The 14,453-nt window shown below is 70.0% G+C and carries 11 protein-coding genes; 3 read left to right on the top strand and 8 right to left on the bottom strand.

Going from position 1 to position 14,453, the window contains the following annotated elements; all coding sequences use genetic code 11:
- Window positions 1–41 precede the first annotated feature (41 nt).
- On the top strand, window positions 42–1,415 hold the full coding sequence (locus AB0383_RS17280; RefSeq protein WP_366187834.1) for a tryptophanase: 1,374 nt from the start codon (window positions 42–44) through the stop codon (window positions 1,413–1,415).
- Window positions 1,416–1,501: 86 nt separating this feature from the next.
- On the opposite strand, the gene AB0383_RS17275 is transcribed toward AB0383_RS17280, so the two are convergent.
- The 8 genes from AB0383_RS17275 to lanKC form a co-directional block, all read right to left on the bottom strand.
- Window positions 1,502–2,092, bottom strand: coding sequence for an ATP/GTP-binding protein (locus tag AB0383_RS17275; protein WP_364171830.1), 591 nt, complete (start codon window positions 2,090–2,092; stop codon window positions 1,502–1,504).
- Window positions 2,073–2,441 carry a DUF742 domain-containing protein gene (locus tag AB0383_RS17270; RefSeq protein ID WP_364171828.1) on the bottom strand — a complete coding sequence of 123 codons (369 nt, stop codon included), beginning with the start codon at window positions 2,439–2,441 and terminating at the stop codon, window positions 2,073–2,075. Before AB0383_RS17270 ends, AB0383_RS17275 begins: the two co-directional genes overlap by 20 nt.
- A 34-nt stretch (window positions 2,442–2,475) precedes the next feature.
- Window positions 2,476–2,901, bottom strand: a complete 426-nt coding sequence (locus tag AB0383_RS17265; RefSeq protein WP_285970952.1) for a roadblock/LC7 domain-containing protein — start codon at window positions 2,899–2,901, stop codon at window positions 2,476–2,478.
- A 51-nt stretch (window positions 2,902–2,952) separates the two neighbouring features.
- Window positions 2,953–5,388: a nitrate- and nitrite sensing domain-containing protein gene (locus tag AB0383_RS17260; protein WP_366187833.1), complete on the bottom strand. Its 2,436-nt coding sequence runs from the start codon at window positions 5,386–5,388 to the stop codon at window positions 2,953–2,955.
- Between the two features lie 418 nt (window positions 5,389–5,806).
- On the bottom strand, window positions 5,807–7,522 hold the full coding sequence (locus tag AB0383_RS17255; RefSeq protein ID WP_366187832.1) for an ABC transporter ATP-binding protein: 1,716 nt from the start codon (window positions 7,520–7,522) through the stop codon (window positions 5,807–5,809).
- A 307-nt stretch (window positions 7,523–7,829) separates the two neighbouring features.
- The gene (locus AB0383_RS17250) at window positions 7,830–9,461 is read right to left on the bottom strand and encodes an ABC transporter ATP-binding protein (protein WP_364172014.1); all 1,632 of its coding nucleotides are present in this window, start codon (window positions 9,459–9,461) and stop codon (window positions 7,830–7,832) included.
- 937 nt (window positions 9,462–10,398) lie between these two features.
- On the bottom strand, window positions 10,399–10,551 hold the full coding sequence (locus tag AB0383_RS17245) for a SapB/AmfS family lanthipeptide (protein WP_220245799.1): 153 nt from the start codon (window positions 10,549–10,551) through the stop codon (window positions 10,399–10,401).
- Window positions 10,552–10,583: 32 nt separating this feature from the next.
- Entirely contained in the window at window positions 10,584–13,127 is a 2,544-nt protein-coding gene (gene lanKC, locus AB0383_RS17240) for a class III lanthionine synthetase LanKC (protein ID WP_366187831.1), read from the bottom strand.
- Between the two features lie 433 nt (window positions 13,128–13,560).
- Between lanKC and AB0383_RS17235 the strand changes: the two genes are divergently transcribed.
- Window positions 13,561–13,926 carry a hypothetical protein gene (locus tag AB0383_RS17235; RefSeq protein ID WP_366187830.1) on the top strand — a complete coding sequence of 122 codons (366 nt, stop codon included), beginning with the start codon at window positions 13,561–13,563 and terminating at the stop codon, window positions 13,924–13,926.
- A 22-nt stretch (window positions 13,927–13,948) separates the two neighbouring features.
- Complete coding sequence (locus AB0383_RS17230; protein ID WP_354873318.1) at window positions 13,949–14,320, top strand: hypothetical protein; 372 nt, start codon at window positions 13,949–13,951, stop codon at window positions 14,318–14,320.
- Window positions 14,321–14,453: the final 133 nt, after the last annotated feature.

Genomic DNA, 14,453 nt, shown 5'->3' with positions numbered 1-14,453 from the left:
GGTAGTTTTTCACCGACACCAGACAGTGGAGGAAATACCTGATGCGGACCTTCCCGCCCTACCGCGCCCAGGTTGTCGCGGAAATCCCGGTCACCACCCGCGCCGAGCGTGAGCGCGCGCTCGCCGCGGCCGGCTACAACGCGTTCAACCTGCCGGCCAACATGGTCTCGATCGACCTGCTCACGGACTCGGGAACCGGCGCGGTCTCCGCGAGGCAGGAGGCCGCGGCCGCGGCCGCGGATCGCTCCTACGCAGGCTCCGAGTCGTTCTTCCGCTTCCGCGAGGCGTTGAGCGAGCTCACGCACTACCCCCACCTCCTGCCGGTGCACCAGGGTCGCGCGGCCGAGCGCGTGCTGTTCACGAACGTGCTGGGGCCGGGCAAGATCTCGGTGAGCAACACCCACTTCGACACCACGCGCGCCAACGTCGAGCTGCTCGGCGCCGAGGCCCGTGATCTGCCGTGCGCGGAGTTCGGCGACCTCGACAGCCTGGAACCGTTCAAGGGCAACATCAACCTCGACGTCCTGGAACAGCTGCTGACCGGCCCCGACGCCGGTCGCGTCGGCATGGTGCTCGTCACGATCACCAACAACGGCGGTGGTGGCCAGCCCGTGTCGATGGCGAACCTGACCGCCGCGAGCCGCCTGGCCCGCGCGCACGGCGTGCCGATCTTCCTCGACGCCGCGCGGTTCGCGGAGAACGCCTGGCTCGTGGTGCAGCGCGAGGAGGGCTACGCGGGCAAGACGCCGCGCGAGGTGGCCGAGGAGGCGTTCGGCCTCGTCGACGGCTGCGTGGCCAGCCTCAAGAAGGACGGCATCTCGCCGATGGGCGCGTTCATCGGTCTGCGCGATCCCGAGCTCGCGCAGCGCTGCGAGGCGCTCCTCATCGCGACCGAAGGGTTCCGCACCTACGGCGGCCTCGGCGCCCACGATCTCGACCGCCTCGCCCAGGGCCTGCGGGAGGTGCTCGACCCGCACTACCTGGAGGCCCGGGCGGCCGAGGCCGCGCGGCTGGCGCAGCTCGCGAACGAGTCGGGCGTGGACATCGTGCAGCCGCCGGGCATCCACGCGCTGTACCTCAACGCCGGCCGCCTGCTGCCGCACCTGCCGGCGAGCCGGTTCCCCGGCCACTCGCTGGCGTGCGAGCTGTACCTGGCGGGCGGGATCCGTTGTGCGGAACTGGGTTCGCTCTACATCGGCGAGCTCGACGAGAACAACGAGCTGGTGACGCCGGCGCCGTTCGAGCTCGTCCGCTTGGCGCTGCCGCGCCGGACCTATTCCCGGGGCCACTACGACTACGTCGCCGAGATCTTGGGCGACATCGCGAAGAACCCGGAAAGCGTGCCGGGCTACCGGATCGTCGAGGCGCCGAAGATCCTGCGGCACTTCAACCTGACGATGGCACCCGTCGCCTGAGTTCGTCCACAGTGGAGGGTCGGTTCCGGTCGGGAGCGACCCTCCACTGGGTTTCACACAAGCCGTTGTTTCACGAAGCCGGTGTTTCACGCAGGTTGCGGAACCACCGTCATCGCGTGCTTCACGAGGCGGATCAACGCGATCTTGCTCGAGTCCCGCTGCCGCGCGTCACACATGACGATCGGCACGCGATCGGGCACGACCAGCGCTTCGCGGATCTCGTCGGCGGTGTAGCGCGGGGCGTTGTCGAAGCAGTTCACCGCCACGATGAACGGGATCCGCCGGCGCTCGAAGAAATCGACGGCCGCGAAGCTCGTCTCCAGGCGGCGCGTGTCCGCGAGCACGATGGTCCCGATCGCGCCGCGCGCGAGGTCGTCCCACATGAACCAGAAGCGTTCCTGGCCGGGCGTGCCGAAGAGGTACAGCACGTGGCGCGGCGAGATCGTGATCCGGCCGAAGTCGAGTGCGACCGTGGTGGTCTTCTTGCGCTCCACGCCGGACAGGTCGTCGACGCCGTGGCTCGCCTCGGTCAGCACCTCCTCGGTGGACAGCGGCGGGATTTCGCTGACCGAGCCGACCATGGTGGTCTTCCCGGCGCCGAACCCGCCGGCGATGATGATCTTGACCGGCGTCGGGACAGAGTCGACGCCCTTGCCGTCAGAGCTTGATGAGGCCATCGAGAACCGCCTGGAGAGTTTCGTGGTCCGGCGCCTGGGCCGGCTGGTGGGACGGGGACCGCGTGATGACGAGGCCGCGTTCGATCAGGTCGCCGCACAGCACCCGGACGACACCGAGGGGCAGCTTCACGTACACGGCGATCTCCGCGACCGACAGCGGCCGCCGGCACAGCCGGATGATCGCCAGGTGCTCCGGACCGAGACCGGCCGGCTCCTGTTCCGACTGCAGGGTCATCACCTGCGTGGACACGTCGAGCTGCGCGCCTTCGGACGGAGTGCGGCCGCTGGTGATCGTGTAGGGCCGCACCAGCGGGCCGGCGGCCTCGTCGTACCAGTTGTCGTCGATCATTCCGCCTCCGCGGGAAGAAGTACCTCGGCGGCGGTCACGTGGCCTCCCTGAGCATGGTGGCGGCTTCCCGCGGCGCCGAGGCGAGGTAGTCGCCGACGCGCTTGACCAGCCGGTTCATCTCGTAGGCGATCATCTCCACGTCCACATCGGCGCCGGCCAGCACCGCGAGGCACGCGCCCTGGCCGGCCGCCGACACGAAGAGGTACCCGCCCTCCATCTCGATCATGTTCTGCAGCACGGGACCCCGGTTGAACTGCCGGCTCACCCCCTTGGCGAGGCTCTGCAGGCTGGACGCGATCGCCGACAACTGGTCGGAGTCGTCCTTGCTCATGCCGCTCGACTTGCCGAGCAACAACCCATCGGCGGACAGCACGATGGCGTTCTGCGCGCCGACGACGCGGTGGACGACATCGTCGAGGAGCCAGTTGAGGTCGGGTTTGGAGTTCCCGTACTCGTTCATGCGGAGAGACCTTGACTTTCCTGTGTGGACTTTCCTGTGTGCTGTCGCGGACTAGGCATCGTCGGTGCCGCCACGGGCGCGGCGGGTGCCCTTGTGGAACGCCAGCAGCGTGCGGGCTGTGGCTTCGCCGGTGCCCGCGACGTCGACGTCCTGGTCACCCGGGTCGTCCTGCTGCAGCTGTTCGACGAGGTTCTGCTGCGGCTGCCGCCGGGGCAGCCGGGGCCGGTCGTCGCCGACCAGCAGGCTCTGATCGGGCTCGCGGGCCGGTTCCGCAGCCGCGGCCACCGGTACGTGGACCGGAGCCGGCGGTTGTGACTGCAGGGGCTCCGGTTGCTCGCTCGGGGTGTACGCGCGAGCCGGGTACGGCCTCGGCTTGGCGTCTCGCCTCATCGGGATCTGGCCGGTGAACGAGTGGGTGGATTCCATGACACGCGGTGAGCTCTCCAGTGCCGGACGTGCGGCACCGCCCACCGGCTCCAGCACCCCGGCTTGCTCGCGCGGGGCTTCGGGCCGGAACTCGGCGTTGCCGACGGCGTCGGCCGACTCGTTGCCGGCCAGGTGTTGGGACGGGATCAGCACGGTGGCGCGCGTGCCGCCGTACCGGGACGGGTCGAACGTGACGGTGATGTCGAGCCGCGAAGCGAGGCGCGCGACCACGAACAAGCCGAGGCTGGAGTCGGCCCGCAGCGCCATCGCGTCGAACTCGGGGGCGTCGGCCATCATCGCGTTGGCCCAGTCGCGCACCGCTTCCTTCATGCCGAGGCCCTGGTCGGACACGTCGACGACGACGCCGCGCGCGACCATGCGGCTGGTCACCTCGACCGGCGAGCCGGGCGGGGAGAACGACGTGGCGTTGTCCACGAGCTCGGCGATCAGGTGGATGGCGTCGGCCACGGCCGAGCCGACGATCGACACGTCGGGCACCTGCTCCACCTGCACCCGCGAGTACTGCTCGGTCTCGGAGACCGCCGCGCGCAGCACTTCCATGAGCGACACCGGCTTGCGCCAGCGCCGGCCCGGCTGCTTGCCGCCGAGGATGATCAGGTTCTCGGTGGTGCGGCGCGCGCGGGCGGCGAGGTGGTCGAGCTGGAACAGAGACGCCAGCTGCGTCGAGTTCTCTTCGCGGCTTTCCATCTCGTCGAGGATCTGCAGCTGCCGGTGCACGAGCACCTGGTTGCGGTGCGCGATGCCGAGGAACACGTTGTGCACACCGCTTCGGGCTTTCGCCTCGCTCGCGGCCGCGTTGACGGCGGTCAGCTGGGCGGCGTTGAAGGCCTCGGCCACCTGGCCGATCTCGTCCCGGCCGTGGTCGAGCTGCGGCAGCTCGGCTCCGACGTCCACGGCCTCACCGTTCTTGAGCCGGTCGACGATGCCGGGGAGACGGTTGCGGGCGAGGTCGAGCGAGTCGGTGCGCAGGCGCTCGAGGCGCGTCACCAGGGTGCGGTCGACCAGCGAGCGGGACACGCGCACGGCGATGATGATCGCGACCAGCGAGGCGATCAGGGCCGCGATACTGCCGATGATCGCGTTGCGCAGCTGCGAGTCGCCGGACTCGATGGCGGCGGCGGACACCTCGTCGCCCTGGGCGATCGTCAGCTGGGTGAGGCTGTTCGAGACCTGGCCGGTGAGGGTCTGCCAGTCCGCCGCCGAGACGGGCACCGTGCCCCGGTCCTCCGGCGTCCACGGGCCGTGCTTCACCAGCGCGCTCTCCGCGTCCGTGAGCTGTTTCCAGCCCGGGCTCGTCACGAGGGCCTGGTAGTCGTTGCGCACCGCGGGTTCGAGGAACGGCGCGATCTGGCCGACCTGTGTGCGGTAGAAGCCCGTCAGCTGCGTGAACTGCACGAAGTCGTCGGGTGCGAAGGTGCCGCTCGCGAGCGCGCTGGTCACCAGCGACGTCTCGCGCGACATCAGGTCGGTCGCGCGGAACAGCGAGGTCGCGGAGATCGCGCCCTGCACGGCCGTCGCGTCGGGCACGATGCGGGCCTGGGTGTCGAACAGCGTCGACGCCGTGTCGAGCACGCCGTTGAAATAGGTGTTCACCTGCGCCCGGCCGATGGTGCGGAAGTTGATCTGCGAACGCAGCACCGGCAGCTGGTCGAGCTGGGTCTTCAGCGCGGTGACCTTGTCGGCGATCTCGGCGGGAGCGCTCGAGATGGTGGACGCGAAGGCGTCCTGCATGCCCTTGAGCTTCTCGTCGTTGCTCTTCTGCAGCTGCTGCAGCGCGCCGTTCCCCGCGTTGGGGGTGTCGAGGAACTGCAGCGCGACCTGGCGCTCCTGCTGCAGTGACGACAGCGCCTGGATCGCAGGGATCGACACCTCACGCACCGAGACGGCAACGAGGCGCACGTACAGGCCGTTGATGAAAAAGTACGACGAGACCGCGGCCACCAGCACCAGCAGCGTGATGCTCGGGATGAGAACGGTCCTGGTCAGCCTTTTCCGGATCGACTTGTCGTACGCCTTGTCGGACTCATCTTTGTTCTCCACGACGATTCACGAACTCCTGAGTCACAGTCGGCGAAAAGCCGGAAGCCGGCAGGGGAAGCGGACCCGACGGTAGGACCGGGGCGGCCGTCGTCACGAGTCCTCGACTCACCCTTCGTTTCACCACGGAACAGATCAGGGTCCGTTTTTTACCATGAACCGGGCCATCGTGGTGCCACTGATCGGGCGCTCGACCTGCCGATGAGTGGCCCAACGTGACCCATCACGGCGCGTGAGGAGCCGATTACCGGCATTTCTCGTGGTGATGACCCCGGCAGGCGGCCTCTTGGACGTGTGCTGAGCTGAATGGGTGAATGCGAAATCCGGGGGAAGGTGGGGAATCCCACTGGCCGGGTAGTCGCCGAATTGATTTGTCGACAGGCGAGGGGGTTGTGTCCGAATGTTCGGCGGGCCAGGCCGGTCAGTGTCCTGTCCGGATTGGTTCGGCCGGAAGCCACGCCTGCATCAGCGCTGCGTATCGCCTTGAGTGGACCAGCAGCTCGGCGTGGCTGCCGAGCAGAGTCTCGCGCCCGTCGAGCACGAGCACGTGGCGCGCTCGCACGGCGGCCGACAGGCGGTGCGCGATCACGACCAGCGTGCCGCCGCGGTCGGTGAAGGCACGCTCGGCGCGGGCCTCGGCGGCGGGGTCCAAAGTGGACGTCGCTTCGTCGAGGATGACGATGCGCGCCGCGCTCGCGTGGACGCGGGCGAGGGCGATGAGCTGGGCCTCTCCGCCGGAGAGGCCTTCGGCTTCGTGGCCGAGCTCGGCGTCGAGGCCGCCGAGGCGGGCGAGCAGTTCTTCGGCGCCGACGGCTTGGGCGGCGGCGCGGAGGTGCTCGTCCGACGCGGTGGGAGCGAACAGGCCGAGGTTGTCACGCAATGTGCCCGCGAAGATGTAGGCCTGCTGGGGGATGAGCGCGATCAGCTCGTGCCGGTTGGCCGCTTCGGCCACGGGCACCCCGCCGAGCAGCACCTGGCCGGCCTGGGGCGTGAGCAGTCCCGTGATCAGGCCCGCGAGTGTCGACTTGCCGATCCCGCTCGGGCCGACGACGGCGAGGTGGTCGCCCGCGCGCAGGTCGAGGTCCAGTCCACGCACGACGGGTTCGGGTGCGGCGCCCCAGCGGAAGGTGAGGCCGCGGACTCTCAGGTCGGTGCTGTGGGCTTCTTCGGTTTTCCGTTTCGCCGGCGGCACCTCGGCGGTCTCGGCCAGCCGCTTGAGCGCCACGATCAGCCTGAGTACGACGGTGCCCGCCGTGGCGGCCAGCCCTCGCAGCGCCGGCTGCATCGTGGTCGCCAGATAGACCAATGCGCCCAGTGCCGCACCCGCCGTGAGCTCGCCTTTCGTGACCAACCCGGGCGCGACCGCCAAGCTCCCGATCAACGGAACAAAGGCTCCGAGCGAGATCACCAACGACCTCGCCGCCCCGGAATGTGCGACTCTCACAGCGGCTTCGGCCTGCTTCTCGACGGCGTCGTACACCGCCAACGCCGCCCCGGGCTCGGCCCCGCACGCCACGACGTCCCGCATCCCGCCGAGCACGGCGCCGGTGGTCTCGGCGGTCCGCTCGTCGGCCAGCACGAGCGCCCGCTGCCTGCGTGCGAGCGACGGCAACAGCGCCGCGAACGCCGCGATCGCGATCGCCACGGGCACCGCCACCGGGAGGACGAGCTGCCCCGCGACAGTCACCAGCCCCGCGATCGCCGCCGCCGTCGTCACGACCATCGCGCGCGCCTGCACGAGCAGTCCCGCCGTGGCGTCCCGCACCACCTCCACGTGCTGCGTGATCCTCGCGACGCCACTCGCGTCGGCCGCGTTCCGCGGTGGGTTGGGATCGTGCAGCACGCCGCGCACCACGGCCGTCACCAGCGCGTCCCGCAGCGGCTCCACCACCTGTCCGAGCTGCCGCCACACCAACCGCGACCCGAACGCCCCGGCCAGCGCCGCCACCCCGAACAACGCGAGGTAGCCGATCCCGGCCTTCGGTGCCCCCACCGCGAACCCCCGGTCGACGGCCAGCTCGACCAACCGCCCGGAGAAGAACGCCGGTGCCCCTTCCAGCGCGGAGCACGCCAGGAGGACCAGCCCGCCGCGCCATTGCCGCAGGAGGGTCGCGCGGTAGAGGTGACTGACGCTCATCCCGCCTCCTCCGTGAAGTACGCGGAGGCGTCGTCGTGTCGGCGGTCGGCTGGATTCGTGCGGTGGGGGTGCGTGCTTGGGGTTGGCGGTTCCGCCGCCGGTGGTGGGGTGGTGCGGAGTTGGTGACGGAGTGTTGTGCGGTGGAGATCGTTGCCGCTCGTCCCGCCGCCTTCGCGCAGTGCTCGGATGCACCTTCGCGTTGCCGGTTGACTCGGTTCATGAGGCTGCGCCGGCCCCGCGGGTTCAGCCTCGAGCGACGAAACGGCGTGGAGTTGGCGAGCGGTCGTCGTGCGGTGCAGGTTGCTGTTCATCCCGCCTCCTCCGTGAACACGGCGCGGTACCGCGGGTCCTGCCACAGGGCGGCGTGCGGGGCGACGGCTCTGACGTGGCCGTCCTCGAGCCAGACGACGGCGTCGGCGCGGGAGGCGAGGGCGGCGCGGTGCGTGACGACCACCAGGGTTCTCGCGCCGACGTCGGCGAGGACGGACTGTTCGGTGACGGTGTCGAGGCTCGCGGTGGCGTCGTCGAGGAGGAGCACGCGCGGGTTGTGCACGATGGCCCGCGCGAGGCCCACGCGCGCGGCCTCGCCGCCCGACAGCGGGGTTTCGGCGAGCGGCGTGTGGTAGCCGCGGGGGAGGCGGGTGATGACGTCGTGGATGCGGGCGGTGCGGCAGGCCGCGCGGACGGCGGTGTCGCCGGCCCAGCTGCCGTAGCCCACGGCGTCGGCGACGGTGGTGCCGAGCAGGTGCGGCCGGGCGAAGCCGTAGCCGGCCACGGCGCGGAGTTCCTCGGGGCGCAGGGTGGTGAGGTCGCGGCCGTCGAGGTGAGCTTGGCCGGCGTCGGGGGAGGTGAGGCCGCCGAGCAGACTGACCACAGTGGACTTTCCGGAGCCGGATTTCCCCACTATGGCGGTGAATGTGCCGCCTGGGAAAGCGAGCGTCGTGGGGTGCAGGGCGCCTTGGACGGTGGCGTTGTGGAGGGTGAGCGTCCCGTTGCCGGGCAGGAGGCCGAGCTTGCCGCGTTCGGGGATGGGGACGTCGAGCACCTCGGCGACGCGCTGGGCGCAGCCGCGGGCCCGCGAAACGGTGGTGAGCAACGGGATTTGCGTCACGAGCCCCATGCCGAGCGCGACGTAACCGAGGGCGGCGAGCACGTCGCCGACCGTCAGCCGGTGTCCGAGCACCCCGAACCCCGCCGCGGTGAGCGCCGCCAGCTCCACGGCCGGCAACAGCAACGCGGCGCGCCACACCATCTTCGCCTGCGTTCGCCACATCCCGCGCCCGGCAAGACTCAGGCGCGGCAACGGTTTCAGCACACGCTCGGCTTCCCGATCCGCGGTGCCGGACGCGGCGATCGTGGCCAGGCCGGTGTTGGCGTCGAGCAGCCGCGCCGCGAGCTCGCCGGAGACGCGCTGGTAGGTGAGCACGTCGTCGGCGGTGTTCTGGAGGTGCGACCTGGCGAGGAGGAGCGCAACGGGGATGCTGCCGAGGAACACGAGCGCGAGCCGCCAGTCGAGGACCGCGAGCAGCACGATGGCCCCGACGGAGATCACCGCCGCGGACACCAGCTGCACCACGACCGGCACGATGCTGCCCGCCCCCACGGCGTCCCCGGCCATCCGGCTCACCGCATCCCCTTCGGCGAAGGGGGTTTTCGTCTTCTGGGCCAGCAGCCGGTCGATCATCCTGCGCCGCAGCCACGCGCCGGCACCACTGGTGACCCTGACGACGACCACCCCGCCGACCACGTCGGCCACGATCTCGGCCCCACCGACGACGACCAGCCAGGCGACCTGTTTCGCCGCGCCTCTGCCGCTGATCACGGCATCGGTGGCTGCCGCCAACGCCCCGGGCAACAACAAACTCGCCCCCACCGCGACGAGCCCGACCACGGCGAGGACCCCTACCCGCCAGGGGTCTCTCCTTGCGACTTCCCTCAGGAGCCGATCCCCGGGCGCTGCCGTTTTCCTTGCCTTTCGCCCGCTGCTTGCCGCTGGCTGTGGCAGGTCGGAGGGCGGGTTGGCAGCTTGTCGTACGGCTCCGGCGGATGCTGGCTGCGTTCGTGCCTTTCGGTTATGTCGTGCGGTCGGTTGTGGCAAGTCGCCGTTCGGTTTGGAAGCCTGCCGTTGTGCGCGGCTGCTTGCCGCTTGCGGGGATGCCGCCGGCGCCTCGCTTGCCGATGGTTCGGCAACTTGCCGCTCGGCCCCGGCGGATGCCGGCTGCATCCGTGCCGCTCGGCCGCGGCTTGCCGTCGGTTGTGGCAGGTCGTCGTGCGGTGTGGCAAGTTGCCGTTTCGAGGGGGCGCTTGCCGGTGATGGGGTGGGCGTCGGGCGGCGATGTGCCGTGGGTTGTGGCAAGGCGGCGGGTGTTGTGGCAACTTGCCACTCGGGACCCGCGCTTGCCGAATCGGGGCGGGGTGCGCCGACGGGGCCGGTGGTGGGCACCGCGTCGACGGGGCCGTCGGAAGGTGCTCCGTACCCGGGCATCTCACTCCTCGTCCAACGAGTCCAACGAGTCCGACCAACCAGCCGCCCGTCGCGCGGCAGAACCCAGCGAACCCGGTGACCAACCCGCGGCACCGGGGCAGAATGGTGAGGCGGGAGCGGCGCACTTGGCCTGCGCCGCTCCCGCACCCATTCCGTGACGCCCGACGCAAGGCACCCGAGAGCACCGAGGCACTCGGGAGCACCAAGGCACCCGGGAGCACCGAGAGGCACCCGAGAGCACCGAGAGGCACCCGGGAGCACCAACGCCCGCGATCACCAATGCACCCGAGAGCACCAAAGCACGCCAGAACACCGAAGCACCCGAGAGCACCCAACCGCCGAAAGACCGTCAGAAGGTCGAAAGGATCGAAGGGTCAGTAGGTCAGCTAACTCAGTGGCAGGTCAGCAGGCTGAGCGTGCTGTGCGCGCACGACGCCAGCAGGCTCAGGTTGCTCGGCGCCCCGTGGCCATGGCCGTGGCCGCCGCCGTGGCCTTCGAGGGCTTCGGGGGCTTCCAGGGCCTGCAGGTCGAGAACCAGTTCCATGGTGATCCCTTCTCGTGTTCTTCCGCCGGCCATCAGTGGCCGGAGGTGTGGGGGGACGGCGTGGCGCCCAGGAAAGGCAGCACCTCCGAGCCGTCCAGCAGGGCCGACAGCGCGAGCAGCACGCCCCCGCTCCCGGTGGTGACATCGGTCGACAGCCGCAGCAGCTGGTTGCCTGGGAAGGCCAGGCCGCCGCGAAACGGGACGGCGTGCCAGGCGAGGCGTGCCAGGTGCAGGTCGATGGCCGAGCGAATGCGGTCAGAAGGCGAAGCGGTGAACGACAGCGCCGCCATGAGACCCGCGCGCCCTTGCAGCAGGCCGGGCTGGATCACGAACTCGCCGCGGCACGCCTCGCGCAGCGCGGGCAGGCTCGAACACGCCAAAGCGGAAGGTGAAACCCGCGCCAGCTGCTCCAGCACCATCAAGATCCCGGCGCTGCCGATCCCCGCATACGGCAGCGTCCGACGCTCGCCGTCGCGGACCTGCAGGGAGCCGTCGTCCGCCGTGGCGCATTCTTCGAGGTCGCGGCGCAGCGCTTGGTCCGCGAACGACAGCCACGCGGGCTCACCGGTCCGCTCGTACAGCCGGATGAACAGCAACGCCGGCCCCGACCACCCGCTCAACAGCCCCGCCCGCGCGAACTTCCCCGGCGGCGCGGCTGTCTCCAACGTCTCGGCGAGCCGCACGGCGGTGGCCAGCGCCTGCCGCCCGTACTCGTTGTCGCCGCGCGAAGTCGCGAAGTGCAGCTGGGTCAAGGCAATCCCGGCGAGCCCGCCCTCGAAGGCGTGGTCAGTGGTCTGGTCCACCAGCGTGCGTGACGCGGCCAGCACCGCAGAAGCCGCGTCGCGGTGGCCGAAGTGCTCGAGCACGTACGCGATCCCGTGGCTGCCGTCGAAGAACCCAGGCCGCGCGGGCGGTTCGCGGCGCACGGCGTCGAGCAGCCACTGCTCGTGCTCCGGGAACCGCCCGGCTCCGGCCACGTCGAGCGCCCACAGCACGCCCGCCGCGCCGAAGCCGAAACACGCGCCGCCCACCCGGAACTGCTCGATGTCGCCCGGGAACAACCGGTCCAGTCGCGACGGGGTGGCCGAAGCCAGCACACCCTCCACGATCTGCTTGCGCACCAGCGTCCAGTCGGGCCGCTGCTCGTCGAGCTCGGTAAGACCCCCGGCCCGGTCGTCGCCCAGCACCCGCACCAGCTCGTCCGCGTACCCGTCGGCCAGCCCGAACCGCCGCTGCGCGAACTCCGCCGCACCCCGCAGCTTCGCCGGCGCCAGCTCCAGCAGCGTCGCCAACGGCAGGAACAGCCACAGCCGCAGCATCGCCAGCGCGTACCGGTCGATGTCGAACCCGTGCCGGTCGGCCGGCGCGCGGAATCCGGGCGCCCCCAATGCCGGCCGCGAGCCCGAAGCGACGTCGAACGCCATCTCGAAGTCGATCAGCGACACCGTGTCGTCGTCGGCCACCAGCACGTTCAGCGCGTGCAGGTCGCCGAACACCACCCCGCGTTCGTGCAGGTCGGCGACGATCCGCTCCACCTGTGCGAGCACCCCCAGCGCCCGGTCGCGGTACGCCAGCAGGTCGGCCTCGGTGCTGTCGCGGCGCGTGAGCGGGTAGTGCAGCGCGAGCCAGTTGCCCAGCGACGTCCCCGGCATCCGCTGCATCGCCAGGTAGTGGTGCTCCCACACGGTGAAGCGCTCGTACACGTCCGGAACGCCGGGAACGTCCGCCAGCCGCTGCAGCATCTCGTGTTCGCGCTCCAACCGTTCGACGGCGTCGACCAGCTCGCGGTCCAGCCCGGCGTGGGGCCGGGCCTCCTTGAGCACGACCTCCGCCCCGTCCGCCTTGCGCTCGGCGACGTACACGCCGCCGCCGTTGGAGAAGTGCAGGGAGCTCGTCACGCGGTAGGTGAACTGCCCCGGATCGCTGCCTTTGCGCGCCGCGAGGCTCGCGTCCAGACACGCCGGAATCTTCACCCAATCGGGTACCGAGAAAACGGGCTCACGCCGGTCGGGCACAGGTGTACCGTCGGGTTTGCGGATCGCGAGCACTCGTGTGCCGTCGTGTTCCGCCCATTGTTCGGCGAATCCGCCATAACGTACGTATAACGGTCCGGATTCGTACCGAAGGTCGCTGAGCATATAAGCACCGTGTTCGCCACTCAGCCGCTCGGAAAGATCTTGAAGAACCCGTGCCAGTTCGCACTCGTCGAGCGGATAAATCGTGATCAACTTGCCGCTTCCGTCGCGAGGTGCGTATTTGGAATTCCGCGCCAGCAGGATGGTCCGGGACCGCAGGTGCTTGAACGCCACACGACGGTCCACGCAGTACTCGTGCACCGTCGCCAGCACGCGGTCCGCATTGTCCATTCCGGCCGAAACGTGGACCTTCCAGCCCTGTTCTGGCAGGTCAACGCCCTGCGGATGCAGCACGCGCCAGATGCCGCGGGTGCCCACCGTCCACATCGGTCCCGGCGCCGGCAGCCCGGCGGCGAAGTCGTCGGCGGCCGCTCCGGTTTCGCGTTGTTCGTCGAAGAACAGCGGATCCGCGAAGCAGAACGCTTCATACCGCATGTCCATGAAACCGCACCCTCCGCGTACTTCCGCACTCCCTGACGAGGAATATTCCCGCACGCCGGAGGTGCACAGGCCAATCCGCCAACCCGGGGGTTCGGCTGGGCTGATCAGGGTAGACAGAAGTGCCGCCGGAGTCCGATACCGGGGACCCTGTGTGATTTCACGGATTACTCCACCACTCGGTCGTGGTGTAACACCCGGCGGCTCGCATTGTTCATGCAGGTCCGGCGAAGTGCGGCATAAACTGTACCGCGAAATTGGCAGAATGCCATCAACGGATTCCGGCGGCCGATATCGACGGTCGCGTGGAGCTGCGGGACGGCTCAGTCCACAGGAGACCGACGGTCGTGGCGCCGGCCACGTCGGCGGCCCTCGGCGAACAGCCCCGGAAACGCCAGCGGGTACGTTGTGGCGAGCGCGGCAGAAGGAGGAACGGGTGATTCTCGGTTTCGCGGTGGCGGTGGCGGTGTGCGCACTGCTGGTCGCGCTGTGGAGCTTCGCGCAGTCCGCGCGCAAGCGCCTGCCGGACACCCCGCTGCTCGTCGCGCTCGGCGTGGTCGAGGTGCTGCTCGTCGCCCAGCTCGTGGTCGGCATCGTGCTGCTCGCGAGTGGTGAGAAGCCCGGCAGTCTCGCCACGTTCCTGGCCTACCTGATCGGCTGCCTGGTCGTGCTGCCGGTCGGCGCGGCGTGGGCGCTGGCCGAGCGGAGCCGGTCGAGCACGGTCGTGCTCGGCATCGCCTGCCTGGCCATCCCGGTGATGGTGCTGCGACTGAACGAGGTGTGGAGTGGAGCAAGCGCGTAAGACGGCCACGGGTCCGGGCCGGGTGCTGGTCGCGGTGTACGCGATCTTCGCGCTGGCCGCGACCTCGCGCGCCGGCGTCCAGATCGGCACGAAGTTCCACGAAGCGCCGCTGGCCTACGTGCTCTCGGCCTTCGCCGCCGTCGTCTACCTCCTCGCGACCTTCGCCCTCGCCAAAGGCGGCGAACGCTGGTGGCGGGTCGCGCTCGTGGCGTGCAGCGTCGAGTTCCTCGGGGTGCTGACGATCGGCACCCTCAGCATCTTCGACCGCCAGGCCTTCCCCGACGCCACGGTGTGGTCGGTCTACGGCCAGGGTTACGTCTTCATCCCGCTCGTGCTGCCGCTGGTCGGCCTGTACTGGCTGTGGCGGACGGCCCCCAAACGCGTCTCGGCCTGAGCTGCCTCGAAACACCACGCAGAACTGCACGTAGCCGTCGATCCCGCGGAAAACAGGTATCCCCCCGGCTGCTTTCGTCGGTTCCGGCATCCGGACAAATCCCCTGATGATCAGGGTCTCCGTCCCCACCGGA

This window comes from Amycolatopsis sp. NPDC051373 (genome assembly GCF_040689465.1).
Classification (GTDB): Bacteria; Actinomycetota; Actinomycetes; order Mycobacteriales; family Pseudonocardiaceae; genus Amycolatopsis.
Note: the sequence above shows the minus strand (reverse complement) of the source record. Positions and strands in the feature narration are given on the sequence as shown.

Coding starts and splice junctions, on each gene's coding strand:
- AB0383_RS17280 (WP_366187834.1), top strand. CDS start 42: ATGCGGACCTTCCCGCCCTACCGCGCCCAGGTTGTCGCGGAAATCCCG.
- AB0383_RS17275 (WP_364171830.1), bottom strand. CDS start 2,092: ATGGCCTCATCAAGCTCTGACGGCAAGGGCGTCGACTCTGTCCCGACG.
- AB0383_RS17270 (WP_364171828.1), bottom strand. CDS start 2,441: ATGATCGACGACAACTGGTACGACGAGGCCGCCGGCCCGCTGGTGCGG.
- AB0383_RS17265 (WP_285970952.1), bottom strand. CDS start 2,901: ATGAACGAGTACGGGAACTCCAAACCCGACCTCAACTGGCTCCTCGAC.
- AB0383_RS17255 (WP_366187832.1), bottom strand. CDS start 7,522: ATGAGCGTCAGTCACCTCTACCGCGCGACCCTCCTGCGGCAATGGCGC.
- AB0383_RS17245 (WP_220245799.1), bottom strand. CDS start 10,551: ATGGAACTGGTTCTCGACCTGCAGGCCCTGGAAGCCCCCGAAGCCCTC.
- lanKC (WP_366187831.1), bottom strand. CDS start 13,127: ATGGACATGCGGTATGAAGCGTTCTGCTTCGCGGATCCGCTGTTCTTC.